The sequence below is a fragment of the Streptomyces sp. NPDC002643 genome, from assembly GCF_053592555.1.
Genome location: NZ_JBSFVY010000004.1, coordinates 311,787 through 336,148, shown reverse-complemented (window position 1 = coordinate 336,148; position 24,362 = coordinate 311,787). Strand labels below are relative to the sequence as shown.

The 24,362-nt window shown below is 70.8% G+C and carries 23 protein-coding genes and 1 tRNA gene; 10 read left to right on the top strand and 14 right to left on the bottom strand.

The annotated features are described in order from the left end of the window. Positions 1 to 43 precede the first annotated feature (43 nt). The 4 genes from ACWD4G_RS08460 to ACWD4G_RS08445 all read right to left on the bottom strand — a co-directional run bounded on the left by ACWD4G_RS08460 (position 44) and on the right by ACWD4G_RS08445 (position 3,936). Positions 44 to 352 carry a hypothetical protein gene (locus ACWD4G_RS08460; protein ID WP_451291487.1) on the bottom strand — a complete coding sequence of 103 codons (309 nt, stop codon included), beginning with the start codon at positions 350 to 352 and terminating at the stop codon, positions 44 to 46. Positions 353 to 455: 103 nt separating this feature from the next. Beyond that, positions 456 to 1,373 carry an SDR family oxidoreductase gene (locus ACWD4G_RS08455; RefSeq protein WP_451291485.1) on the bottom strand — a complete coding sequence of 306 codons (918 nt, stop codon included), beginning with the start codon at positions 1,371 to 1,373 and terminating at the stop codon, positions 456 to 458. Then, positions 1,370 to 2,353 (bottom strand): alpha/beta fold hydrolase, encoded by a 984-nt coding sequence (locus ACWD4G_RS08450; RefSeq protein WP_451291484.1) that lies wholly within the window; start codon positions 2,351 to 2,353, stop codon positions 1,370 to 1,372. Before ACWD4G_RS08450 ends, ACWD4G_RS08455 begins: the two co-directional genes overlap by 4 nt. Beyond that, positions 2,350 to 3,936 (bottom strand): flavin-containing monooxygenase, encoded by a 1,587-nt coding sequence (locus ACWD4G_RS08445; protein WP_451291482.1) that lies wholly within the window; start codon positions 3,934 to 3,936, stop codon positions 2,350 to 2,352. The genes ACWD4G_RS08450 and ACWD4G_RS08445 overlap by 4 nt, the downstream gene beginning before the upstream one ends. Before the next feature lie 284 nt (positions 3,937 to 4,220). Here ACWD4G_RS08445 and ACWD4G_RS08440 point away from each other — a divergent pair, with 284 nt between their 5' ends. Continuing rightward, positions 4,221 to 4,949 (top strand): MerR family transcriptional regulator, encoded by a 729-nt coding sequence (locus tag ACWD4G_RS08440; RefSeq protein ID WP_451291699.1) that lies wholly within the window; start codon positions 4,221 to 4,223, stop codon positions 4,947 to 4,949. Between the two features lie 13 nt (positions 4,950 to 4,962). On the opposite strand, the gene ACWD4G_RS08435 is transcribed toward ACWD4G_RS08440, so the two are convergent. Next, positions 4,963 to 5,757, bottom strand: coding sequence for an exodeoxyribonuclease III (locus ACWD4G_RS08435; RefSeq protein WP_451291697.1), 795 nt, complete (start codon positions 5,755 to 5,757; stop codon positions 4,963 to 4,965). Positions 5,758 to 5,880: 123 nt separating this feature from the next. Between ACWD4G_RS08435 and ACWD4G_RS08430 the strand changes: the two genes are divergently transcribed. Both ACWD4G_RS08430 and ACWD4G_RS08425 read left to right on the top strand, forming a co-directional pair. Further along, entirely contained in the window at positions 5,881 to 6,357 is a 477-nt protein-coding gene (locus ACWD4G_RS08430) for a GNAT family N-acetyltransferase (protein WP_451291481.1), read from the top strand. Positions 6,358 to 6,462: 105 nt separating this feature from the next. Next, positions 6,463 to 6,864 (top strand): hypothetical protein, encoded by a 402-nt coding sequence (locus tag ACWD4G_RS08425; protein ID WP_451291479.1) that lies wholly within the window; start codon positions 6,463 to 6,465, stop codon positions 6,862 to 6,864. On the opposite strand, the gene ACWD4G_RS08420 is transcribed toward ACWD4G_RS08425, so the two are convergent. Further along, the gene (locus tag ACWD4G_RS08420) at positions 6,818 to 7,795 is read right to left on the bottom strand and encodes a LysR family transcriptional regulator (RefSeq protein WP_451291477.1); all 978 of its coding nucleotides are present in this window, start codon (positions 7,793 to 7,795) and stop codon (positions 6,818 to 6,820) included. The genes ACWD4G_RS08425 and ACWD4G_RS08420 overlap by 47 nt on opposite strands. 83 nt (positions 7,796 to 7,878) lie before the next feature. Here ACWD4G_RS08420 and ACWD4G_RS08415 point away from each other — a divergent pair, with 83 nt between their 5' ends. Both ACWD4G_RS08415 and ACWD4G_RS08410 read left to right on the top strand, forming a co-directional pair. Then, the gene (locus ACWD4G_RS08415; RefSeq protein ID WP_451291475.1) at positions 7,879 to 8,643 is read left to right on the top strand and encodes a sulfite exporter TauE/SafE family protein; all 765 of its coding nucleotides are present in this window, start codon (positions 7,879 to 7,881) and stop codon (positions 8,641 to 8,643) included. Between the two features lie 55 nt (positions 8,644 to 8,698). Continuing rightward, a complete protein-coding gene (locus tag ACWD4G_RS08410) occupies positions 8,699 to 9,271 on the top strand; it encodes a hypothetical protein (RefSeq protein WP_451291473.1) in 573 nt (190 codons plus the stop codon). A gap of 54 nt (positions 9,272 to 9,325) precedes the next feature. On the opposite strand, the gene ACWD4G_RS08405 is transcribed toward ACWD4G_RS08410, so the two are convergent. The 7 genes from ACWD4G_RS08405 to galU all read right to left on the bottom strand — a co-directional run bounded on the left by ACWD4G_RS08405 (position 9,326) and on the right by galU (position 15,486). After that, positions 9,326 to 9,399: transfer RNA gene (locus ACWD4G_RS08405), tRNA-Ala, on the bottom strand. Between the two features lie 160 nt (positions 9,400 to 9,559). Further along, a complete protein-coding gene (gene sepX / locus ACWD4G_RS08400) occupies positions 9,560 to 10,984 on the bottom strand; it encodes a divisome protein SepX/GlpR (protein WP_451291471.1) in 1,425 nt (474 codons plus the stop codon). A gap of 283 nt (positions 10,985 to 11,267) precedes the next feature. Then, positions 11,268 to 11,918 carry a GNAT family N-acetyltransferase gene (locus tag ACWD4G_RS08395; protein WP_451291469.1) on the bottom strand — a complete coding sequence of 217 codons (651 nt, stop codon included), beginning with the start codon at positions 11,916 to 11,918 and terminating at the stop codon, positions 11,268 to 11,270. 17 nt (positions 11,919 to 11,935) lie between these two features. Continuing rightward, positions 11,936 to 12,577: a MogA/MoaB family molybdenum cofactor biosynthesis protein gene (locus ACWD4G_RS08390; protein ID WP_451291467.1), complete on the bottom strand. Its 642-nt coding sequence runs from the start codon at positions 12,575 to 12,577 to the stop codon at positions 11,936 to 11,938. Further along, positions 12,574 to 13,056 (bottom strand): cyclic pyranopterin monophosphate synthase MoaC, encoded by a 483-nt coding sequence (gene moaC / locus ACWD4G_RS08385; protein WP_451291695.1) that lies wholly within the window; start codon positions 13,054 to 13,056, stop codon positions 12,574 to 12,576. The genes ACWD4G_RS08390 and moaC overlap by 4 nt, the downstream gene beginning before the upstream one ends. A 199-nt stretch (positions 13,057 to 13,255) precedes the next feature. Further along, on the bottom strand, positions 13,256 to 14,578 hold the full coding sequence (gene glp / locus ACWD4G_RS08380) for a molybdotransferase-like divisome protein Glp (RefSeq protein WP_451291465.1): 1,323 nt from the start codon (positions 14,576 to 14,578) through the stop codon (positions 13,256 to 13,258). A gap of 5 nt (positions 14,579 to 14,583) precedes the next feature. After that, positions 14,584 to 15,486 carry a UTP--glucose-1-phosphate uridylyltransferase GalU gene (gene galU, locus ACWD4G_RS08375; protein WP_451291463.1) on the bottom strand — a complete coding sequence of 301 codons (903 nt, stop codon included), beginning with the start codon at positions 15,484 to 15,486 and terminating at the stop codon, positions 14,584 to 14,586. Positions 15,487 to 15,580: 94 nt separating this feature from the next. Here galU and ACWD4G_RS08370 point away from each other — a divergent pair, with 94 nt between their 5' ends. Continuing rightward, complete coding sequence (locus ACWD4G_RS08370; RefSeq protein WP_451291461.1) at positions 15,581 to 16,195, top strand: 5-formyltetrahydrofolate cyclo-ligase; 615 nt, start codon at positions 15,581 to 15,583, stop codon at positions 16,193 to 16,195. A 61-nt stretch (positions 16,196 to 16,256) separates the two neighbouring features. On the opposite strand, the gene ACWD4G_RS08365 is transcribed toward ACWD4G_RS08370, so the two are convergent. Next, positions 16,257 to 19,043, bottom strand: coding sequence for a penicillin acylase family protein (locus tag ACWD4G_RS08365; protein WP_451291459.1), 2,787 nt, complete (start codon positions 19,041 to 19,043; stop codon positions 16,257 to 16,259). Positions 19,044 to 19,284: 241 nt separating this feature from the next. Here ACWD4G_RS08365 and ACWD4G_RS08360 point away from each other — a divergent pair, with 241 nt between their 5' ends. The 4 genes from ACWD4G_RS08360 (at position 19,285) to ACWD4G_RS08345 (ending at position 24,139) form a co-directional block, all read left to right on the top strand. Further along, the gene (locus ACWD4G_RS08360) at positions 19,285 to 20,895 is read left to right on the top strand and encodes a potassium/proton antiporter (protein WP_451291457.1); all 1,611 of its coding nucleotides are present in this window, start codon (positions 19,285 to 19,287) and stop codon (positions 20,893 to 20,895) included. Positions 20,896 to 21,190: 295 nt separating this feature from the next. After that, a complete protein-coding gene (locus ACWD4G_RS08355; protein WP_451291456.1) occupies positions 21,191 to 22,480 on the top strand; it encodes an MFS transporter in 1,290 nt (429 codons plus the stop codon). A 69-nt stretch (positions 22,481 to 22,549) separates the two neighbouring features. Further along, complete coding sequence (locus ACWD4G_RS08350) at positions 22,550 to 22,882, top strand: FmdB family zinc ribbon protein (RefSeq protein ID WP_451291455.1); 333 nt, start codon at positions 22,550 to 22,552, stop codon at positions 22,880 to 22,882. Between the two features lie 396 nt (positions 22,883 to 23,278). Then, entirely contained in the window at positions 23,279 to 24,139 is an 861-nt protein-coding gene (locus ACWD4G_RS08345; protein ID WP_451291693.1) for an S-methyl-5'-thioadenosine phosphorylase, read from the top strand. The last annotated feature ends 223 nt before the right edge of the window (positions 24,140 to 24,362 follow it).

Sequence of the window (24,362 nt, the reverse complement as noted above, 5' to 3'; positions counted from 1 at the left end):
AAGGGCACCCCACATCCGGCCAAGCCAGCGGCAGCTACACCCGCTACATGTCGTAGTCCTGCTGGAAGCGATCCTCCGCCTCCCGCATCTCCCGCTCAGTCTCCGACTGCCGCCCCCGCTCCCGCCCTTGACGCGCCTCACGAGACTCACGCGCCTCGCGAGACTCACGCGCCTCGCGCGATTCACGAGCCTCACGCCCCTGTCGCGCCTCACGCGACGGCTGCGGCTCACGCGACGGCTGCGACTCCCGCTGCCCCCCGCGCTGCGCCCCCCGCTGCTGTTCCTGACGCCGCTTGGCCTGCTGCTCCTTGAGCTGTTCGGCCTTGTCCTGGAACTGGTCCTTGATGCCCATATGTGTTCACTCCCGTAATGGGTGAGGGGATTCGGGCACGACCAGCCAAACACGACCGAACACGCCACGCATGTCGATCAGTTACGTTCAGTCACTGCCCCGTTCAACCCCCGCCCCCGGCGCCGACGCCGCCCCTCCGCTCACGCTCATCGGCAGCCCCACCGGCCCCCACCAGCCCGGTCAAGCCCCCCAACCGCCCCTCGAACCGCCGCACATCACGCGGAGCGAACGTCCCGATGATCCCCGGCAGATACCCGCGCACCCCCTGCATCCCCCGCAGCCACCACTGCCCGTACACATGCGGCGCCCGCCGCTCGATCCCGGCGACGATCCGATCCACGGCCGGCCCCAGCGGATACGTCTTGCCCGCCGGCCACGGCAACCGCTGCCGCAACTGCCGCATGGCATCGTCCTGATCGGCCCCGCGCACCATGTCCGTGTCGGTCCACGACAGATATGCCACCCCGACCCCCACCCCCTTGTGCCCGACCTCGCCCCGCAGACAGTGCGCGTACGCCTCGACGCCCGACTTGGACGCGCAGTACGCCGTCATCATCGGCGCCGGGGTGATCGCGGCGAGGGAGGCGATCTGCAGCAGATACCCCCGGCTCTCGATCAGCGCGGGCAGGAACACCCGCCCGGTGACGGCCGATCCGATGAGATTGACCTCGACGACCCGCCGCCAGGAGTCGAGATCGGAGTCCGCGAAGGGCCCCCCGCTCGCGACCCCGGCGTTGGCGACGACGATGTCGACCCGCCCGAACCGTTCCTTGACCTCCTCGGCGACCCGGGCCATGGCCTCATGGTCGGTGACATCGGCGTGCCAATACGTGCTCTCCCCGTACAGCCGCTCCGACACCCGCTTCAACTCGTCCGCTTCGAGCCCGACCAACGCGACCTTCACCCCACGCACGGAGAGCTTCCGGGCGAGCAGCTCCCCAACACCCCGCGCGCCCCCGGTGACCACCGCGACCCGCCCCTCCAGAGCACTACCCCTGCCACCCCTGCCACCCGCGCTCATGCCCCTGCCTCCTCCAACTCGCCCATCCCGTCAAGCTCGCCCCGCTCAACCGCCTCGCCCTCCGCCCGCCCATACGCCGTCACCAGCGAGCGAATCCGCGCGGTGACCGCCTCCGGCGCCTCCACCGGCGTCATGTGCCCGACCCCGGTCAACTCGGTCACGCTCACACAGTCCGGCAGCGCGGCGGCCAGCGCCCGCGCGTGCACCGGCGGTGTCATCCGGTCCGCCGTCCCGACGACGACCGCCGTCGGCACCGTCAACTCCCGTACGGCACCGTCGAGATCGAGGGAGTCGAGGACATGCGACCAGGCGTGGCGCACCCGCGCGGGACAGGCGTGCACGATCCGCGCACACGCCTCCACCATGGCCGGCGACGAACCGGGTCCCATGGTCGCGTACTTGAGAATCCACCGGGCGACCGGTGTGACCGGCCCGAGCGGCGCCCGCGCCCCGAGGACCTTCGCCGTCAGCCAGTTCCGCGCCCGCCCGGCGGGCACCGGCACGACCAGGGACTCGGCGACCAGCCGTGAACTGCCCGTACTGCACAGCAGTACGGCCGCCGCGTGCTTCTGGACCCCGGCCCGCGCGGACGCCGCCATCAGGGTCATCCCACCCATGGAGTGCCCGACCAGCACCGCCTTCTCCCCGGGCGCGAGCGTCGCCGCGAGCACCGCCTCCAGATCGTCGGCCAGCACCTCCGTACCGTACGAGGCCGAGGGGGAGGCGGGACTGCGGCCGTGCCCGCGCTGGTCGTAGGCGATGACCCGGTGGTCGACGGCGAGTTCACGTATCTGCGCCGCCCAGAAGGCGGTCGAACAGGTCCATCCGTGCACCAGCACCACCACGGGCGCGTCCGGGTCGTCGAGCGGCCCGTGCATCTCGACATGCAGCCGCGCCCCGTCGGCGGAGACGGCCGCCAACTCCCTCGCGGCGACGGGCGGCGCGTAGGGCCCGTGCTTCACATGCATCAGTCGAGTCACGTCCCGGCCTCCACCTTCGTCGCCTTCACCACCGCCGCTGCGCGGTTGTCTCCCGTACGCTCGTGCGCTACCCGCAGGACCTCGTACTCACTCAGGTCGACCCTCCTGGTGGCCGCGCGGAACTCGGTGGTCGTGCCCGGCCAGACGGTGGTGTTCCGCCCCTCGGCGTCGAGATACCAGCTGCTGCACCCGCCGGTGTTCCACACCGTGCGCCTCATCCGTTCCTGCACCCGCCGGTTCCACGCCTCCACGGCATCGGGCCGGGCGTCGAGCGCGACCCGCCGCCCCGCGCCGTCCGAGCCGCCGCCCCCCTTGAGGTGCCCCCCGCCCAGAACGTCCAACTGCCGTATGAAGTCGGCCATGTAGTTGAGCTGGGACTCGATGATCAGGATCATGCTGGAGTTGCCGAGGCCGGTGTTGGGCCCGATGACCGTCATCCAGTTGGGGAACCCGGCGGCCGAGGCCCCGCGCAGCGACCTCATACCGGTGTCGGCCCAGGCCTCGGCGAGCGTCCGCCCGTCGACGCCCACGACCCGGTCGGCGATGGGCATGTCGGTGACATGGAACCCGGTGCCGAAGACGATCGCGTCGGCCTCGGCGGTGCTCCCGTCGGCCGCGACGAGCGTGGAACCGTCGACCTCGGCGAGCCCGGAGGCGACGACGTCGACGTTCGGCCGGGTCAGCGCCGGATAGTAGGTGTTGGACAGCAGTATCCGCTTGCAGCCGATGCGGTAGTCGGGCGTGAGCGCGGCACGCAGCGCCGGGTCCGTGACGGCCCGCCGCAGATGCCGCCCGGCCAGGGCCTCGACGACCCCGAGCTGGCCCGGATGCCTGGTGAACGCCTGGACCTGTGCCTCCCGGATGCCCCAGAGCAGCCCGCGCCGCAGCTGGGTGGTGAAGGGCACCTGCCGGTGCAGCCACCGCTCCGCACGGGTGATGTCCCGGTCGACGCGGGGCAGCACCCAGGGCGGGGTCCGCTGGAAGAGGGTCAGCCGCCCCACCTCGGGCTGGATCGCCGGCACGATCTGGATGGCCGAGGCCCCCGTACCGACCATCGCGACCCGCTTGCCGCGCAGGTCGTAGCCGTGGTCCCAGCGGGCGGAGTGAAAGACCCTGCCGGGGAACGAACCGATCCCCGGCACCTCCGCCTCCCCCGGAACCCTGGGGTCCGACAGCGGCCCGGTGGCCGACACGACGAAGTCGGCGGACCACCGCCCACCACTGGTCTCGATCTCCCACCTCAGCCGGTCCCCGTCCCACCGCATCCCCAGCACCTCGGTGCCCAGACGGATGTGCGGCCGGAGCCGGAAGACATCGGCGACATGCTCCAGATACGCCCGGATGTGCTCCTGCCCGGAGAAGGTGCGCGGCCAGTCGGGGTGGGGCGCGAAGGAGAACGAGTAGAGATGGGACGGCACATCGCAGGCGCACCCCGGATAGTCGTTGTCGCGCCAGGTACCGCCGACGGACCCGGCCCGCTCCAGCACGACGAAGTCGGTGACACCCTCGCGCCGCAACCGCACGGCGGCCCCGAGCCCCCCGAACCCGGCCCCCACGACGGCGACCCGCACATGCTCGCCCATCCGGCACCTCCACACCGTTTCCACGCCAGTAATCACTGGCGTGGTGGGAGAGTAGGGCAGGACCGTACGCGTGGGTAGGGGTCGGGGACACTGGAGTTACCGCTGGTACGACATAGGCTGCCCGGGTGACAGAAGGCGCGACGGCAGAGGGTGCGACGACCGAAGGCACGCAGGCGGAGGGCGCACGGGCGGCAAGCGCGCGGGCGGAGGGCGCGGAGGCGGAGGGCGCGCGGGCGGAAGGCACGCGGGCACCGCAGCCGCACGGCGAGCGACGCGAGTACCGCATGGAGGAGCTGGCCGGGAAGGCCGGCATCACCGTACGCACCCTGCGCTTCTACCGGGAGCGCAAACTGATCCCGCCGCCCCGCCGCGAGGGCCGTATCGCCTGGTACGACGACACCCATCTGGCCCGGCTGCGCACGATCTCGGCGCTGCTGGAGCGCGGCCACACCCTGAACGGCATCGCCGAACTGGCCGAGGCCTTCGATCACGGCCGCGACGTCGGCGAGTTGCTGGGCCTCGGCGCCCCCACCGAGGAAACCCCCGTACGCCTCACCCCCGAGGCCCTTGCCGACCACTTCGGCGACCAGGCCACCCCGGAGAACCTCTCCGCCGCCCTGGACCTCGGCTATCTCGCCACCGACGGCGGCGAGATCGTCCACATCAGCCGCCGCCTCCTGGAGGTCTCGGCGGCCCTGGTCCGCGAGGGCATCCCCCTGTCCGAAGTCCTCGCGGCGGCCCGCCGGGTACGCGACCACGCCGAAGCCCTGGCCACCCTCTTCACCACCCTCCTCCACACCCACGGCAACAACACCCCGGAGGACTTCCAACGCCTGCGCCCCCTGGCGAAGAGCGTGGTGGAGGCGGAGGTGTCGATGGCACTGGACCGGCATCTGCGGGAGACGGAACGGACAGCCGGAATCCCGGAACCGGAACCGGCACCGGAGCGGGAATCAGCACCGGCACCGGCGCGGGAGCCGAAACCGGAACCAGAACCGGAACCGGGCCCGTAAAACCCGTAACCGTCTACAGGTCGTAGACCACCGTCACCGGCGCATGATCCGACCACCGCTCCGCATGCGTGGCCGCCCGCTCCACGAACCCCTTGACCGCCCTGTCGGCGAGTCCGCGCGTGGCCACCTGGTAGTCGATGCGCCAGCCGCTGTCGTTGTCGAAGGCCCGCCCACGATAGGACCACCAGGTGTAGGGCCCCTCGACATCCGGATGCAGGGCGCGCATGACATCCACGTACGCCCCCTCCGCCTCGTCGAACACCCGCCCGAGCCACTCCCGCTCCTCGGGCAGGAACCCGGAGTTCTTGACGTTCCCGCGCCAGTTCTTGAGGTCGGCCTCGCGGTGGGCGATGTTCCAGTCGCCGCACACGACCACCTCACGCCCCTCGGCGGCGGCGCGCTCCCTCAGCCCCTTCAAGTGGGCGAGGAACTCCCCCATGAACCGGACCTTCTCGTCCTGCCGTTCGGTCCCGACCTCGCCGGAGGGCAGATAGAGGCTCGCGACGGTGACCCCGGGCAGGTCCGCCTCGACATACCGCCCACTGCCGTCGAACTCGGCCGAGCCGAACCCCACCCGCACCCGGTCGGGTTCACGACGGCTGTAGAGCGAGACCCCCGCACGCCCCTTGGCGGCGGCCGGAGCATGCACGACATGCCACCCGTCGGGCTGCCGCACCCCCTCGGGCAACTGCTCCGGCTCGGCCCGCACCTCCTGCAGACAGATCACATCCGCGGAGGTCCCGCCGAGCCACTCCACGAAGCCCTTCTTCGCGGCGGCCCGCAGCCCGTTCACATTCACAGAGGTCACAGTCAGCACCAGGGCACGATACCCGCACCTTGGACACGGTCCAGAATCGGACGAAGATCACACCACGCCCGTCCCACCGGACGCCACCGCCCACCCCCAACACACAAATGTACGATTCTCGGCATGCTCATCCGCCGCGTGCCCTTCGACCACCCCGACGCCGTGAAGCTGAACGACGAGGTGCAGGCCGAGTACGGCGTCCGCTACGGCGACGGCGGCGACGCCACCCACGTGGACCCGGCACACTTCGTCCCACCCGCCGGTCTCTACCTCATCGCGTACGACGAGCACGGCAGACCGCTCGCCACCGGCGGCTGGCGCGCCCAGGACACCAACGACGAGGGCTATCTGGACGGGGACGCCGAGATCAAGCGGATGTACGTCATCCCGGAGGCGCGCGGCCGGGGTCTGGCCCGCCGCATCCTGACCGAACTGGAGTCGGACGCGCGCCAGGCGGGCCGTACCCGGATGGTCCTGGAGACCGGCTCCAAGCAGCCCGAGGCCGTGGCGCTCTACACCTCCAGCGGCTACGAACCCTGCGCCAAGTTCGGCTACTACCGCTTCCACGAACTGAGCCTGTGCTTCGCGAAGCCGCTGTGAGCTTCGCGTAGCCGCTTCGAGCTTCGCGACCGCTCCGATCCGGGCCGGGGCCGGGGCCGGTAAAACCCCGCGCCCACATCGCCGTTGACCGCCTACGGTGTCCCGGTGACGAAGAACCACCGTCTGCGCCGCCTGGTCGTGGGCGACACCACCTGGCGCTGGACGGTCCGCCAGCGCTCCCGCGCGGCCTACTCCCACTGCCATCTGAAGCTGACCCTGTACCGCGAGGGCGACCCCGGACGCCGTCGTCTGGTCCTGCTCTTCTCCCCGGCGGAGAACCGCGTCATCTCGAACTGCTACTTCGACTCCGGCGCCCTCGTCCGCCTCCCGGACCGCACCTATCTCAACCTCCACGAGCCCGGCACGGTCCGCCGCCTCCTGGACGCGGCGGCCCCGGCCCTGGACCGGTCCCCGACCTCCCACACGGTCGAACTGGACGGCTGGCCGTACTTCGACGCGATCACGGAACCACCAACGCCGACGACCGTGACCCCGGAGTCGGCCTGAGGGCTTCGGACTCGGACAGTGCCGCAGCGCGCAAATGCTCGGCAAGCGCCTCGGTGGCCGCCGATGAGGTAGCCGTCGAAGCGGTGACCGTCGATCCGCCGTCGCCCTTGACCCCCCAAGCCAGCAGATGGCGGCGTCGAGCCCAGGGCTCCCGCAGTTCGCACACGTCGAGCGGCTGGTCGGGGTCGACGGCGCGGCGCGGTACGACGGCGAGCCCGACTCCGGCGGCGGCGAGGGCGACGAGGACGTTGAGGTTGGCGACGGTGGTGCGGTAGCGCACCACCGGAGCGTGTGGACCGAGATGCTTCTCGATCCAACGGCGCAGCGAGGAGTCGGCGTTGAGCCCGACGAGGGGGTGCTCGGCGGCCTCGCCGTAGGTCAGCGCGGTCCGCCCGGTGAGGACCCCTCCCACCTGGCCGATCACGACGAGGGAGTCATCGCCGAGGGGCTCCATGCGCAGGCCGCAGTCGCGAGCCTCGTCGTCGAGGACGACCCCCAGGTCCGCCTCGCCGTCGGCGAGCGTCCGCACCGTTCGAGGGGTACGGCTCTCGGTCACCGTGACGTCGACGTCCGGGTGCGCGCGCAGGAACGAGACCAGGGCGCGCGGCACGAGCCGATGCATCGCGGAGCCGCCACCCAGCAGCGTCAGCGGAGTGGCCGGGGACCGGGTGTAGCTCGCGACGGCGCTTTCGAGCCGCGCGGTGCGGTCGAGTACGTCGCGTGCGTGGCGAGCCAGGGTCGCCCCCGCCGGCGTGGGCCGCACACCGCGCCGACCCCGGATCAGCAGCGCCACACCGGCACTGTTCTCCAGCGAGCGCACCCTGGCGCTGGCCGACGGCAGGCTCAGATGCATCCGCTGAGCGCCCGCCGTGATCGACCCCTCCGTCACGATGTGAAGAAAGAGCCGCAGATCGTCCAGGTCGTAGCGCACCGTCTCAGCCTATGTCCCAGCCGTAGGCTGGGTACACCGATGACGCATTGTGGACCCACTGCTCCGGGGGCGATGCTCGGCGTGTGTCCGAGTTGCTGTTCGTCCTGCTGGCCGGTCTCGCCGCCGGGGTGTTGAACGCCATGGGCGGCGGGGGCACGTTCGTGGCGCTGCCCGCTCTCGTCGCGTTCGGCCTGTCACCGGTGACGGCGAACGCGGTGTCGCGCGTCGCCCTCGTCCCCGGCGCTGTGGCGAGCGCGTGGGTGTACCGACGCGAACTCGCCCCGGTCGGGCCCACGTCCACGAAGGCATTGACGGCAATCAGCGCGATCGGCGGCGGAGTCGGCGCCGTTCTGCTGCTGACGCTTCCGGCATCGTCGTTCGACGCGGCGGCACCGTGGCTGCTCGCCTTCGCCACGGCGGTCCTCGCCTTCGGACGGCGCCTGTCCCAGGCGTTGAGCAGCAAGCTGGGCCGCCCGGCCGACATGAGTTCCCGAGCCGTCCTGATCGGCCAGTTCTTCCTCGCCGTGTACGGCGGATACTTCGGCGGTGCCGTAGGCATCATGATGCTGGCCCTATGGAGCATCGGCCTGGGCCTCGACGCCGCGGTCAGCAACCCGATGCGGATCGCCCAGCTCGCGGCCATCTACCTGAGCGCGACCGCACTGTTCCTCACCGCGTCGGACGCACTGAGGAGCGCTCCCCTTCTCCTCACCGCCATGCTGGTCGGCGCGGTACTCGGCGGCTGGACAGGAGCCCACCTGGCCCGCCGCCTCCCCGCCCGACTGCTGCGCGGCATCATCCTGACCACCGCCATGATCATGACCGTCCTGTACTTCCTACGCGGCTGACCCACGGGAAGCCGCGGCGACCATCCCCCACCACCGGGAGCGGAGGCCGACTGACATGCCCCAAGGTGACACGGAAGCCACCGCACCGTACACGGACGCGGCACGAGCGAGACTGGTCATGGCCTACGAGGCATGCGAACTGTCCGACCTCGCACGTGCCGCCGTCCCGATCGGCCAACACGAACTGAACCCCGACGGCACCACCCACTCGCCGGGCACCGTACTGGCCGACGCCGCCCGAGTGCTGGCGGCCGCCCACCAACTCCTCGAAGCCGCCGCCGTCTTCGAGCGCATGGCCGGCGCCGACTGGCAACTCATAGGCGACACCCTGGACATATCCCCCCAGACCGCCCGAGCGTGCTTCGCAATACCCGAGACCACCTTCCGAGAGAACCTCCTCTCCCCCGAAACCACCGGCGAGATGCCCCACCTACGGACCCACATGGCCAGGGAACCACTGGAAACAGCCCTCGACCTCGACGACTGGCTACTACACCACAAGAACCCCGACACCACCCTCGACCCAACCCCGGTCTCCGGAGGACTGCTTCGAAGGGCCTCTCGACAACCCACCGAGCAGGAAGCCCGACGGGCCCCCGGAAACGACAAAGATCCCGACCGATCATGAAGATCGGCGGGATCTCGTCAACCACTCCTGAGCTAACCCAAGAACAGTGATGCGTGGACCTGAGGGGATTTGAACCCCTGGCCCCCTCGATGCGAACGAGGTGCGCTACCGGACTGCGCCACAGGCCCTTGCAACGAGTGAAACTCTAGCATCCCCATCGTGGTGCTTGGAAATCCGTTCCGGACGGCCTCCCGGCCCGCATCCGGGCGGCTCCTGGCTGGTCAGCCTGGTCGGCGGAGTGGAGTTCCAGGGGCCGAAGGTCGCTCGTGGGACTCGGTGCGCCCAAGGTCACTCGTTGGCCGCTCGGGGGCGGTCGCCGTCCTCGTACTGGTCGAAGAGCGGCGTACGTCCCCGCTCGCGGGAGCGGCGCGCGGAGGCGGCGCGGCGGCGGGCGTCGGAACGGCCGCCCTCGGAGGCGTCGCTGGACGCCGCTGCCTCACCACCGGCCGGAGCCGACGACCGATCGCCTTCACCCTTCGCCTCGGACGCCCCGCGCCCGCCAGCACCCGCCTCACCCGCAGACGCGCCACCCGCCGAGGACGCACCACCACCCGAAGCCTGTCCCTGCCCGCTCGGCGAGCCCTGCGGTTCGGCCGCGCTGGAGCGCGCCGAACTCCACGCGTCCGGCCCGCACAGGTCGACACCGGACGTGGCCCGGGGCGCCACCGGCGCGGTGACATACGTCGGGAGGGGGACGGGAACGGGGTCCCAGCTCTCGCCCTGACCGGGGCGCCGCTGGCGCTCACGCTGCTGATCGACCCACTCGGCGTGGTCGGTCTGCTCGACGAGGGCACGGCGGTCGGCCGCGAGCGCGGTCAGATCGGGCCTGTTCTCCTCGTTCTCTGGACCGTCCTCCGGCTCGTCGGTGTCCGCCGGGTCCGGCACCGGCCGCCGCCGAGAGGGCTGCCGCTCCCGCAACCGCTGCGCCGCGACCTCCGCCTGTCGCCGGTCCATGGTGTACGCGAACCGCTTCCGCTCCTGGCGGCGCAGATGCGCGATGTACACGCTCAACAGCACCGCCGGCACGGCGGGCGCCCACAGGAACGCCAACCCTCCGACCGCCGCCACGACCGCGCCCAGCGTGAAGGCGAGGAACAGCAGGACCGTCGTACGCCTCCGGCGCGCGAGCACCTTCGAGCGCCGGGCCCGCGCCACAGCCTCCGCCGAATTACCCCGGCGTACGCCCCTCGCCCGTCTGCCCGCGCCACCGGCGGCCGCCATCGGCTTGCCCGAGTCCCTGCCGCCCTGCTGCGGCAGCGCCTTCGCCTGCGGAGGCCCAGACACCCCGGGCATCCCAGGAGCACCGGAAGCCCCAGGAGCGATAGAAGCCCCGTGGGCTCCATGGGCTCCCGCTCCCGGTTTCACTCCGGACTGCGGCTGCTGCGCGGCCTGCGGCGATTCACCCCGCTCCACTGGCAGTTGGGCCTTCGTGTGCTCCCGGTGCGGGGGCATGGCGAAGGCCCGGACGTCCACCGAGTCGGTGGCGCCGTCCGGGTCGGCGTCGAACTCCCCCGTATCGGTGGAGCGCGCCCGCAGGTCCTTGGCGTATCGGCGCTCCATGCCCGCCCGTCCGGAAAGCAGCCGGATGGCGGTGCTGAAGCGTTCCGTCGGACGAGCCTCGTTCAGCTCGTCCTGCCTACGGAGCCACATCGGCACCAAGTAGGCGGCCCAGGCCCCGACGATGACTGCGTAGATGAGGCCGCTGCTGCTCACGCCTCACACGGTAGAGGGGTTTGCATGAGGCCATCTGCCAATTGGGCCGGTGTGTCGCACGATCTGGCTGATATTTCGAGCTTTTTTTGTGACCGATGCGATCAGCAGGCCATCGAGAGCCGGAAATTAACGCGCCAAGAACGCCGCGACTCGTTCAACTCGATCGCCGATCGAACCCCTTTTTCGAACATATATTTCATTTCTTGGGGTCGTCGTCGGCACGACCGATGCGGTTGCCGCCCAGGCCGGTCCGGGGCCGCGCGGGCGGCTTTTCGAGCCCGGATTACTGAGTCTGCCCCGGCTTGCCCGCGTCGGAACCGGCGCTCCTGGTGTCCCGTGCCTTCCGCGCGCGTTCGCGCTGCCAGCGCCCCAGCAGTCCTTCCGGCACCTCTTCGGCGGTGAGCGCGAAGACGAGATGGTCGCGCCAGGCGCCGTCAATGTGAAGATATCGTGGACGCAGGCCTTCCTCGCGGAATCCGAGTTTCTCCACGACCCGCCTGCTGGGCCGGTTCTCGGGCCGAATGCAGACCTCGATGCGGTGCAGTCCGACGGTACGGAAGCAGTGGTCGACGACGAGCGCCACGGCCGTCGGCATCACCCCGCGCCCGGCGACCGACTCGTCGACCCAGTAGCCCACATGCCCGGAGCACATCGAGCCCCAGGTGATCCCGGCGACCGTCAACTGCCCCACCAGGCGCCCCTGGTACTCGATCACGAACGGCAGCATCCGGCCCGCGTTCGCCTCCGCCCGCAGATGGCGCACCATCTGACGGTATGTCGGCCGATGCGCGATCGGCCCGCTGGGCGTGGGCGGCGGAATGGTCGCCTCCCAGGGCCGCAGCCAGTCCCGGTTGCGCCGGTTGACCTCGCGCCAGGCCCTTTGGTCGCGCATCCTTATGGGCCGGAGGAGCACCTCGCCGTCCACCAGCACCACGGGCCAGGATGGGCTGTTCAGCTCGCACCCCCACGGGATCTGGAGGGGTCCTCGTCGACCGGGGCGCTCTCGCCCCCGCCGGTCACCCTCCGGTGTCCGCCGCCCCCGGCCGGCCTCGGACGATCCTCACCGGCCGGCCTCGGGTGGTCTCCGCCCCGGAGTTGGTCCACGGCGTGGGTCAGCAGGGGTTCCAGTACGGCCAGGCCGTCCCGTACGCCTCCGGTGGAGCCCGGGAGGTTGACGATCAGAGTGCGGCTGGCGACTCCGGCGAGACCCCGGGAGAGCGCCGCCGTGGGCACCTTGTCGCGGCCGTACGCCCTGATGGCCTCGGGGATGCCGGGCACCTCGTGGTCGAGGACCGCGCGGGTGGCCTCGGGGGTGCGGTCGGTGGGCGAGACGCCCGTGCCGCCGGTGGTCACGATCACGTCGTACCCGGCGTCGACGCCCGCCCGCAGCGCGGCCTCCACCGGGTCGCCGTCCGGCACGATCTGGGGCCCCTCCACGGTGAAGCCGAACCCGGCGAGGCCCTCGGCGATCAGGGGGCCGCCCTTGTCCTCGTAGATCCCGGCGGCGGCCCGGTTGGAGGCGGTGACGACCAGGGCGCGGTACGGCGCGGCGGGGGCGCCCCCGGCCGACGCGTCGTGCGCGGCGCTCGTCATGACCGGCTCCAGTCGCCCGACTTGCCGCCCGTCTTCTCCTCCACGCGTACGTCCGTGATGACCGCCCCCTTGTCGACCGCCTTGACCATGTCGACCACGGTGAGCGCGGCGACGGAGACCGCGGTCAGGGCCTCCATCTCGACGCCCGTACGGTCCGTGGTCTTCACGGTGGCGAGGATCTCGACGGCGTCGTCCGCGACCGACAGATCAAGCTTGACACCCGCCACTGACAACGGGTGACAGAGCGGGATGAGGTCGGGGGTCCGTTTGGCGCCCATGATGCCCGCGATGCGCGCGGTGGCGAGCGCGTCGCCCTTGGGCATGCCCTCGCCACGGAGCAGTTCGACGACCTTGGGCGAGACGAGGACCCGGCCGCTGGCGCGGGCGGTGCGCGCGGTCACGTCCTTCCCCGAGACGTCGACCATGCGGGCTGCCCCCGCCTCGTCGATGTGGGTCAGTCGGTCCTGCGGCGTACTCATGGTGGTGTGGCGCTCCCGGTCGGGGCCCGTCGCGGTGCGGCGCGCGGCCTTGTCGTGCGCGACACGGTACGCCAACGCCGACGGTTCGGCCGAGCGGGGCGGCGCCCCCGCTCGCGGGCCGTCGGCGCCACGGCACCGGTGTCACCCACCGCTGGGCCCTACGGCGGCCGCCGCGCGGGCCGTGGGACACCCTCGCCGCTCAGCCCAGCAGGACCACCTGGACCTCGGTGCCGGGCTCGACCGACTCGACGTCCTCGGGGATCACGATGAGCGCGTCGGCGTGCGCCAGGGCGGCCACGAGATGCGATCCGGCGCCCCCTACGGGGGTGGCCTCGCCGTCCTTGTACGTGGCCCGCAGGAACTGGCGGCGTCCCTTGGGCGAGGTGAGCGCCTTGGGCGTCCTGAGTGTCGCTGTGGTGGTGGGGCGGTGGATGTCGTCCAGGCCCATCAGGGTGCGGATGGCGGGGCGGACGAACAGTTCGAAGGAGACGTACGACGACACCGGGTTGCCGGGGAGGGCGAGCAGCGGGGTGTGGTCGGGGCCGATGGTGCCGAAGCCCTGGGGTTTGCCGGGCTGCATGGCGAGCTTGCGGAAGTCGATGCCGGCGCCCTCCTCGTCCTCGTCTCCGACGGACTCCAGCGCCTCCTTGACGACGTCGTACGCGCCCACGCTCACGCCGCCGGTGGTGACGACGAGGTCGGCGCGGACGAGTTGGTCCTCGATGGTGGAGCGGAGGGTCTCGGCGTCGTCGGCGACGGCGCCCACGCGGTAGGCGATCGCTCCGGCGTCCCGGGCGGCGGCGGTGAGGGCGAAGCTGTTGGAGTCGTAGATCTGGCCGGTGCCCAGGGTCTCGCCGGGTGGGATCAGTTCGCTGCCGGTGGAGAGCACCACCACGCGCGGGCGCGGGCGTACGCGTACGGACGCGCGGCCGATGGCTGCGAGCAGCGCGATCTGGGGCGGGCCGAGGACGGTGCCGGCGTCGAGGGCGCGGTCGCCGGCCTTCACATCGCTGCCCTTCGCGCGTACGTGCGCGCGTGCCTCGGCGGCGCGGTGGACGGCGACCTGGCCGGTGGCGTCCTCGGGGCTCGCGCTGCGGGCCCGCATCCCGGAGACGGGGCCCTCGCCGAGGCCGCCGTCGGTCCACTCCACGGGGACGACCGTCTCGGCGCCGGGCGGGAGCGGGGCGCCGGTCATGATGCGGGCGGCCTCTCCGGGGCCCACCTGGATCTGCTCGGCCTGGCCCGCCGCCACGTCGCCGACGACCGTGAGCACCGCCGGGAACTCCTCGCTCGCGCCCGCGATGTCCGCGACCCGTACCGCGTACCCGTCCATCGAGCTGTTGTCGAACGGTGGCAGCGAGACCGGCACCGTGACGTCCTCGACCAGGACGCAGCCCTGGGCGTCGAGGAGTTGCAGCTCGATGGGTTCCAGGGGGCGGACGGTGGCGAGGATGTCCTCCAGGTGCTCGGTCACCGACCAGAAGTGGTCCCGGCCGGTGGTGCGGGTCGCGGCGGTGCTCAACGTGACTACATCTCCTCGGCTACGTATGTGCGAAGCCAGGTCCGGAAGTCCGGGCCCAGGTCTTCACGTTCGCATGCGAGTCTGACAATGGCACGCAAGTAGTCGCCGCGGTCGCCGGTGTCATAGCGGCGGCCCTTGAAGACGACGCCGTGCACGGGGCCGCCGACCTTCTCGTCCGCGGCGAGTTGCTGGAGGGCGTCGGTGAGCTGGATCTCGCCGCCGCGGCCCGGCTCGGTCTCGCGCAGCACCTCGAAGATCTGCGGGGCGAGGACGTAGCGGCCGATGATCGCGTAGTTCGACGGTGCGTCGGTCGGCTCCGGCTTCTCGACCAGGCCGGTGACCTTGACGACGTCGGCGTCCTCGGTGACCTCCACGGCGGCGCAGCCGTAGAGGTGGATCTGCTCGGGGGCGACCTCCATGAGCGCGATGACGCTGCCGCCGTTCTGTTCCTGCACCTCGACCATGCGCTTCAGAAGCGGGTCGCGCGGGTCGATCAGGTCGTCGCCGAGGAGGACGGCGAAGGGTTCGTCGCCCACGTGGGGGGCGGCGCACAGGACGGCGTGGCCGAGTCCCTTGGGGTCGCCCTGGCGTACGTAGTGGATGGTGGCGAGGTCGCTGGACTCCTGGACCTTGGCCAGCCGGCCGGCGTCGCCCTTCTTCTGCAGGGCGGATTCCAGCTCGTAGTTGCGGTCGAAGTGGTCCTCCAGGGGACGCTTGTTGCGACCGGTGATCATCAGGACGTCGTCGAGCCCCGCCGACGCGGCCTCTTCGACCACGTACTGGATCGCCGGCTTGTCCACGACCGGCAGCATCTCCTTGGGAGTCGCCTTGGTGGCCGGAAGGAACCGGGTCCCTAGACCCGCCGCGGGGATGACAGCCTTGCTGATCGTGGGGTTCGCCTGAGTCATGGGCGCAACCTTATCCGGCGCCTTTGTGGGGAATCTGTGGCTCCGGTTAATTCGCTCTCATATGAGCCGATTACGAACAGTACTGGAGCGACTGATGGGCCGGACGGGACGCGGGGCGGAGTCTGCCAAGCGATTGTTGCGACAAGAGTTCCTCCTGGTGAGGAGCGGGTTGACGGCGGATGACGTCCGGAAAGCGATGGACGGTCTTGCCGTCCGGGCCCTGGAACTGCCCGAGTTGGCGCAGGCGCGCACGGTGGCGGCGTATGTCTCCGTGGGCACCGAGCCGGGCACCCTCGCGCTTCTGGACACACTCCACGCGCGCGGTGTACGCGTCCTGCTGCCCGTCCTCCTCCCCGACAACGACCTCGACTGGGCCGTCTACGAGGGCGAGCCCTCCCTCGCGCGCGTGCAGCACGCCGGAAAGATCCCCCTGCTGGAACCGACGGGCGAGCGGTTGGGCCCGGAGGCCGTCGCGGAGGCCGACACGGTCCTCCTGCCGGGCCTGGCCGTGGACGCGCGCGGGATGCGCCTGGGCCGGGGCGGCGGCTCCTACGACCGCGTTCTGGCCCGCTTGGAGCGAGCGGGCGCCGACCCGGCGTTGGTGGTCCTGCTGTACGACACCGAGGTGGTCGACCATGTCCCGGAGGAGCCGCACGACCGTCCCGTGCACGCGGTGGTGACCCCTTCGGGAGTACGCCGGTTCCGGTGACCCGGATGCGAAAGCGGCCTCCGCGCACGCGTGGAGGCCGCTTTCCGGGTTCAGCCGGAGGTCACGGTTTCAGAAGCAGTGTGTCACTCGTACCGCTCTCGACCGCCTTCTCCGAGAACGACCAGGTCAACAGCTCGCCCTTGGCCCACTTGTCGGTCTGGTCGGTGTAGTGCGCGCTGTACGCGTGGCCGGAGGCCCCGGTGAGGTTGATCCACTTGGACTTGTCGAGGTCCCCGAGGTTCACGATCATGCGCATCGAGGGCACCCAGACCACCTCGTAGCCGCCCGCCGCGTTCCAGCCGGTGGCGTTGACCGCGGCCTCGCCGCCGTCGAGCTTCCAGGGGCCGCGGTTGAGCATGTACTTCACGAAGCCGGGGCCCTCGGTGCCGAGGGTCTGGTTCTTCAGGAACAGCCGGTGCAGCCGGCCCCAGCTCCAGGTGTCGATGTCCTTGCCGAGCTTGGCGGTCAGCTCCCAACGGGCGTCCCACATGGCGCGCTTGAACAGCTCGTCGCGGGTGTCGGCGGCCTGTCGGTAGGTGCGCGTCTTCGGGGTGGACCACCAGTCGTTGTCCTGGTCGTCGATGATCCGGCGGACCACCTCGAACCAGCGGTCGCCGCCGTCGGGCTGCGCCTGGTCGGCGTCACGCCGGCCGCACTCGCGGACGCGCTGGTCCTCGTCCGCCGGGCCGGTGCTGTCGACCGGCTCGACCGACAGGCACTGGCCCTCGACGCGCAGCTCCTTGGGCAGCTTGTTGCCGAAGGCGAGCTTGAGGATGTTGCGCCAGACCGCGTTGAAGTACGCGGCGGCGGCCGAGTCGGCGTCCTGGGTGTAGTCCCAGCCCTCCAGGAGCTTCTGCGCCTCGCGGACGTCCTTGTCGTCGACGTCGATCTTCAGCAGCAGCGGCACCAGCAGCTTGGCGATCTCGCTGCTGTTGTCCATCTGCATCTGCCGCATGTCCTCGGTGGAGATCTTGCCGCCGCCCTTGATCTTCGACTCGATGAGGCTGGTGATGCGCTGCGCGCGCGTGCCGTAGCCCCAGTCGGTGGTCAGGGTGTACGGGTAGCCGTCCGCCTCCTTGTCGACGACGGCCTGGTTGGCGGTGACGATGTAGCCGCGCTCCGGGTCGTACTCGTACGGCAGTTCGTCCTCGTCGATGTAGCCGGTCCAGCGGTACTTGGGGTCCCAGCCCGGTGCGGGCACCGATCCGTCGCCCTTGCCGCGCGTGGGGATCTTGCCGGGCAGCTGGTAGCCGATGTGGCCCTCGGTGTCGGCGTAGATCAGGTTCTGCGAGGGGACGTCGAAGAGGGCCGCGGCCTCGCGGAAGTCGTCCCAGTTCGCGGCCCGGTTCATGGCGAAGACGGCGTCCATGGTGGTGCCGGGTTCGAGGGCGGTCCAGCGCAGGGCGATGCCGTAGCCGTCGCCGCGGTCGGGGGCGTCCTGGTCGACGGTGGCCTTCTTGCCGACCTGGACGAGTTCGTCGTTGCGGTCGGAGAGCAGGGGGCCGTTGTTGGTGGAGCGGACGACGATCGTCTTGGAGTCCCCGCCGGCGACCTCGATGGTCTCCTCGCGGGTCTCGAAGGGCTTCACCTTGTCGCCGTACTCGTAGCCGTCGCCGGTGAGCTTCTCCAGGTAGAGGTCGGTGACGTCCACTCCGGAGTTGGTCATGCCCCAGGAGATGTCGGCGTTGTGACCGATTATCACGCCGGGCATGCCCGCGAAGGTGTAACCGGCCACGTCGTACTGGCACTTCTGGGAGACCGACGTGCAGTGCAGGCCCATCTGGTACCAGACCGAGGGCAGTGTGGGGCCGAGGTGCGGGTCGTTGGCGAGCAGCGGCTTGCCGGTGATGGTGTGGTCGCCGGAGACGACCCAGGAGTTGGAGCCGATGCCGTTGCCGTTCGCTCCGACGGCCTCGGGCAGGTCGTCGAGGACGTCGTAGAGGCCCGTGAGCTGGCTCTGGAGGCCCGTGGAGTCCGAGGAGGTCCCGGCAGTGCCCACGCCCGTTCCCGTACCGTCAGTGCCCTGTGTGGAGCCCTGGCCGTTCTGCGAGGACTGCGCGTCGTCGCTCCAGACCTTGTTCAGCTCGTCGTACTCGCCCTCCTGCACGATCGCCTTGTTGCGGTCGTAGGGGTAGTCCGGGTACAGGTCGGCGATCTGCTTCGGGCCGAGGCGGCTGGTCATCAGGGCGCGGTCGATCTCGTCCTGCATGTTGCCCCGCAGGTCCCAGGCCATCGCCTTCAGCCAGGCGATCGAGTCGACCGGGGTCCACTCCTCGGGCTCGTAGTCGCCCGTGAAGCCGAGGGCGGCGTACTCCAGGGAGATCTCATCGGCGTCCTTGCCCGCGAGGTAGGCGTTGACCCCCTTGGCGTAGGCGTCGAGGTACTTCTTGGTCTCCGCCGAGAGCGTCGACTTGTACTCCTCCTCGGCGATGCGGTGCCAGCCGAGGGTGCGCAGGAACTCGTCGTTGTCGATCTGGCTCTTGCCGAACATCTCCGACAGACGGCCGGCCGTCATGTGGCGGCGCACGTCCATCTCGTAGAACCGGTCCTGCGCCTGGACGTAGCCCTGCGCCATGAACAGGTCCTCGTCGGAGGAGGCGTAGATCTGCGGGATGCCATAGCCGTCGCGCTTGACGTCGACGGGTCCGGACAGTCCCTCCAGGGTTATCGAGCCCTTGGTCTGCGGGAACGAGGCGCGCACCGTGCTGACGGACCAGAACGCCCCGTAGCCGACGCCGCCGATGATGGCCAGGACCAGGACGATCAGGAGCAGCCGGGCTTTGCGCCCCTTCTTCCTGCCGGACTTGCCGGACTGCTGGCCGGAGGAGGCGGTGGTGTCGGTGGGCATCGCTGTCCTTGCTGTCCTAACACGAGCGGCAGGTCGGGCTGTGCTTTGTACTGAACGCTGGAGCAACCATAGGCGCAGGGCCCGACACCACTTGACGCGGAGTCGGGAACTGGCGCGGACGGACGTTCGATCTTGCCCTCGAAAGCGTCAAGAAATCGTCAAGAGTTAGGTAAGGTAACGAAGTACTTGCACTGACAGAAGCACGGTTTTCGTGATCGGCTTCGCATGCCCACACGCGCGTGTGCCCGCATTCGACGCCCTGCGTCCAGTGCTCCCACCCACGTGCGGTTCGGCGAGAAAGGTTCGGCCACTGACTGTCCACGACCTCAACCAGCTCCTGCTCGTCTGCTCGCTCGTCCTGCTCATCGCGGTGGCCGCGGTCCGGATCTCGTCGCGCAGCGGGCTCCCCAGCCTGCTCGTCTACCTGGGCATCGGCATCGCCATGGGCCAGGACGGCATCGGCGACATCCAGTTCGACAACGCCGAACTGACCCAGGTCATCGGCTACGCGGCCCTCGTCGTGATCCTCGCGGAGGGCGGCCTCGGCACGAAGTGGAAGGAGATCAAGCCGGCCCTGCCGGCCGCCGGCTCGCTGGCGACGGTCGGAGTCGCGGTGAGCGTCGGGGTCACGGCCGCGGGCGCGCACTATCTGATCGGGCTGGAGTGGCGTCAGTCACTCATCATCGGCGCGGTGGTGTCCTCCACGGACGCCGCGGCCGTCTTCTCCGTGCTGCGCAGAATCCCCCTCCCCGCGCGCGTGACGGGCACCTTGGAGGCCGAGTCCGGCTTCAACGACGCCCCGGTCGTCATCCTCGTCGCCTCGCTCTCCATGGCAGGGCCAGCCGAACACTGGTACGTCCTGATCGGGGAGATAGCCCTGGAGCTGGCGATAGGCGCGGCGATCGGCCTGGCCATCGGCTGGCTCGGCGCGTTCGGCCTCCGCCATGTCGCGCTCCCCGCCTCCGGCCTCTACCCGATCGCCGTCATGGCCATCGCCGTCACCGCGTACGCGGCCGGCGCGCTCGCCCACGGCAGCGGCTTCCTCGCCGTCTACCTGGCCGCCATGATCCTCGGCAACTCCCGGCTGCCGCACTGGCCCGCCACGCGAGGCTTCGCCGAGGGGGTGGGCTGGATCGCCCAGATCGGCATGTTCGTCCTGCTGGGCCTGCTCGTCACCCCGCACGAGATGGGCGACGACATCTGGCCCGCGCTCGTCATCGGCCTGGTGCTCACCATGGTGGCCCGCCCGCTCAGCGTCGTCGTCGGGCTGCTGCCCTTCCAGGTGCCCTGGCGCGAGCAGACGCTGCTGTCCTGGGCCGGACTCCGCGGCGCGGTGCCCATCATCCTGGCGACCATCCCCATGGTCGAGGGCGTCGAGGCCAGCCGCCGGATCTTCAACATCGTCTTCGTGCTGGTCGTGGTCTACACACTCGTCCAGGGGCCCACCCTGCCCTGGCTGGCCCGCAAGCTGAAGCTGGGCGAGACCGGGGAGGCCGCCGACCTCGGCATCGAATCGGCGCCCCTGGAGCGGCTGCGCGGCCATCTGCTGTCCGTCGCCATCCCGGACAAGTCCCGGATGCACGGCGTCGAGGTCAACGAGCTGCGGCTGCCCGCGGGGGCCGCCGTCACCCTCGTCGTCCGCGACGGCAAGTCCTTCGTGCCCCTGCCGACGACCGTGCTGCGCCGCGGCGACGAACTCCTGGTGGTCGCCACCGACCCGGTCCGCGACGCCGCCGAACGCCGGCTGCGCGCCGTCGGCCAGGGCGGCAAGCTGGCGGGCTGGCTGGGCACGGGCAACGGCCACGAGGGCTCCGGGCCCGGGAGGCGTTCGGGCGGTGCCGGCGGGCATTAGGGCTGCGGCCGGTCGTCAAGGGCGCGTTTCATACCGATCGCACCCTCTACAAATGAGAGGCGTGGCGCGTCATGGTGCTCATTTTCACAGGCTGATCAGATGATCACCCTGTACGATGAAGGCGCACTTGATCGGACCAACTCTGCCTGACGCAGAGCTGGCGCGACCGTATGGCGGTCGGGACGCCCCTCCCTGTGGGCGCCGGCATCTACCGCAGTAGCGCAAGAGGACAGCTCTCGGCGCCCGATCCCCCGCAGCCGGGGGGCGCGCTACCAGGTGGCGGAAAGGCACGGCCGTGGCGTCCACGGTCACCTCGGACAGCTCCACCACCTCGAAGGCGTCCCGCCCCGGCTACGGGCAGCTGCTGCGCACCCCTGGCGCCTGGACGTTCCTCCTCCCCGGCTTCGCGGCCCGCCAGCCGTTCGCGATGCTGACGATCTCCATCGTGCTGCTGGTCCAGCACACCACCGGCTCGTACGGGGCGGCGGGCGCCGTGGCCGCCGCCACCGGTGTCTCCATGGCGCTGTTCGCCCCCTACGGCGGCCGTCTCGCCGACCGGTACGGGCAGCGGGCCGTCCTGCTGCCCGGTGTCGTCCTGCACGCCCTCGGTGGCGCGTCCCTGACGGCTCTGGCGCTCGCGGACGCCCCCTTGTGGGCGCTGTTCGCCGCCGCCGTGCCGACCGGTGCCTCCGTGCCGCAGATCGGGCCCATGGTGCGCGCCCGCTGGGGCGTCACCCTCAAGGACTCACCGCTGATGACCACGGCGGCGGCCTTCGAGTCCGTCACCGACGAGCTGACCTTCGTGCTCGGCCCACTGCTGGCGACCGCCCTGTGTACCGCCGTGCACCCGGCCGCCGGGCTGCTCACCGAGGCCGCGCTCACCCTGGTCGGCGGTCTGCTGTTCGCCGCCCGGCGCGACACCCAGCCCAAGCCCGTGTCGATGCTCCACGCACGCGTGGAGCACGCCTCCGCCCTGTCCGTCCCCGGAGTGCGCGTCCTGATCGTCGTCTTCCTGGGCATCGGCTCCGTCTTCGGCGGTATGCAGGTCTCGCTGGCCGCCTTCTCCGAGGCGATCGGCGAGCCCGGTCTCAACGGCGTCCTGTACGGCGTCTTCGCCGCCGGCAACATGCTCTCCGGCGTCGTCTGCGGCGCGATCGCCTGGAAGGTGGTTCCCCGGCGCCGCCTGATCGTCGGCTACGCGTCCCTCGCGCTCGTGGCGTCCACCCTGTGGACCGCCGACTCGGTGCTCGTCCTGGCCGCGCTCGGCCTCCTGGTGGGCATGTGCGTCGCGCCCGCCCTGATCACCGGCTACACGCTCGTCGAGGGCCTGGTGCCCGCCAGCGCCCGCACCGAGGCGTTCACCTGGCTCACCGGCGCGGTCGCGCTCGGCCAGGCGGCCGCCGTGACGGCCGCCGGGCAACTGGAGGACCGGCTGTGGGACGGCGCCGGGTTCCTGGTGCCGATGGCCGGTACGGCACTGGCGTTCGCGACCCTGGTGGCCCTGCGTTCGCGTCTCGCGACCAGGCCCCGCGGCCGTACCGTCGCACGTGTCATCGGTCACCGAGTGCCGGTGACAGTGGACTGATCGCCGGGGAATGCGTCACTATGGACAGTCGTTAGCACTCATCGAGTGAGAGTGCCAGGAGGAAGACAAGTGCCGACGTACCAGTACCAGTGCACCGAATGCGGTGAGGGCCTCGAAGCGGTGCAGAAGTTCACCGACGACGCCCTGACCGAGTGCCCCAGCTGCAATGGACGCCTCAAGAAGGTGTTCTCGGCGGTCGGCATCGTCTTCAAGGGCTCCGGCTTCTACCGCAACGACAGCCGCGGCTCGTCGTCGAGCAGCAGCCCCGCGTCGAAGTCGTCCTCGTCGGACTCGAAGTCGTCTTCGTCGACGACCTCTTCGTCGACGTCGTCCTCGTCGTCGTCCGATTCGAAGTCGTCGTCCACGAGTTCTTCCTCCAGCAGCAGTTCCTCCGCCGCATAGCGCCTGCTCCGCCCGGACCCTGCCGTCGTCGCCGTACGACGGGCGGGGTCTTCGGCGTTTCCGGGTGAGGTGGCCGAGGTGGTGGGTGGCGGTCGCCCGCCCCGGCGGTGCGGGCACGCGCGCGTGGGTGCACGATCGGGCGGTCGGTAGTCGGTGGGCTAGGCGCGGGTGCGGCCGGCCGGGGGTGATCGCGGTACGGCCATCGGCTCGGCCCGAGGTGATCGAGGTGCTGCCATGGGCCCGGCCGGAGGTGATCGGCGTGCGGCTGGGGACCCCGGCCTGGGGTGATCGGCGTGCGGCTAGGGTGCGGGCATGGCGAACACGGAGCATGTGGTGAACGCGGCGGGCGCGGCGGATACGGCAGCCGAGGCGGTGGTGGCGAGTGCGGCGTCCGACATGGCGACTGCGGCAGAAGCTGCGGCGAACGGGCCGGTGGAGATCGGCGTCATCGGCGGCTCGGGGTTCTACTCCTTCCTCGACGACGTGACCGAGATACAGGTCGACACTCCCTACGGTCCGCCCAGCGACTCGCTCTTCCTCGGCGAGATCGCGGGCCGACGAGTCGCGTTCCTGCCCCGGCACGGTCGCGGTCACCATCTGCCGCCGCACCGCATCAACTACCGCGCCAACCTCTGGGCGCTGCGTTCCGTCGGGGCACGCCAGATACTCGGCCCGTGCGCGGTGGGCGGGCTGCGGCCGGAGTACGGCCCCGGCACTCTGCTGGTGCCCGACCAGCTGGTGGACCGTACGCAGTCCCGGGCCCAGACGTACTTCGACGGCATCCCCCGGCCCGATGGCACGACCCCCAACGTGGTGCATGTCTCGCTCGCCGATCCGTACTGTCCCGTCGGCCGGAAGGCCGCCCTCGAAGCGGCTCGCGGTCGGGACTGGGAACCGGTGGACGGGGGCACGCTGGTCGTGGTCGAGGGTCCCCGCTTCTCCACTCGCGCCGAATCCCTGTGGTACCGGGCGCAGGGCTGGTCCGTCGTCGGTATGACCGGGCACCCCGAGGCGATCCTCGCCCGCGAACTGGAGCTCTGCTACACCTCCCTGAACCTCGTCACCGACCTCGACGCCGGCGCCGAGACCGGCGAGGGCGTCTCCCACGAGGAGGTCCTGGAGGTCTTCGCCGCCAACATCGACCGCCTCCGAGGCGTCCTGTTCGACGCGGTCGCCGCGCTCCCTCCGAACAAGGGCCGCGACTGCCTGTGCACGAAGGCCCTGGGCGGCATGAGTCCTGGCTTCGACCTGCCGTGAGCGACTGGACCATCAACGGGGGCTGGGTCGAGCCCCAGGGGCTGACTGGGGGCTGTGTCGACGAGCGACTGGGCCATGCACGGGGGCTGTGTCGACGGCCCCGGCTCCCGACCGGGGCTGGGGCGGCAGCTGGGGAACCTGACTCGGGCCTGAGGCCTGGGCGCTGCAGCCCCCTCAAGACGGCCGGGGTCTGGACAGCCTCTCCCTCAAGACGGCCGGGGCT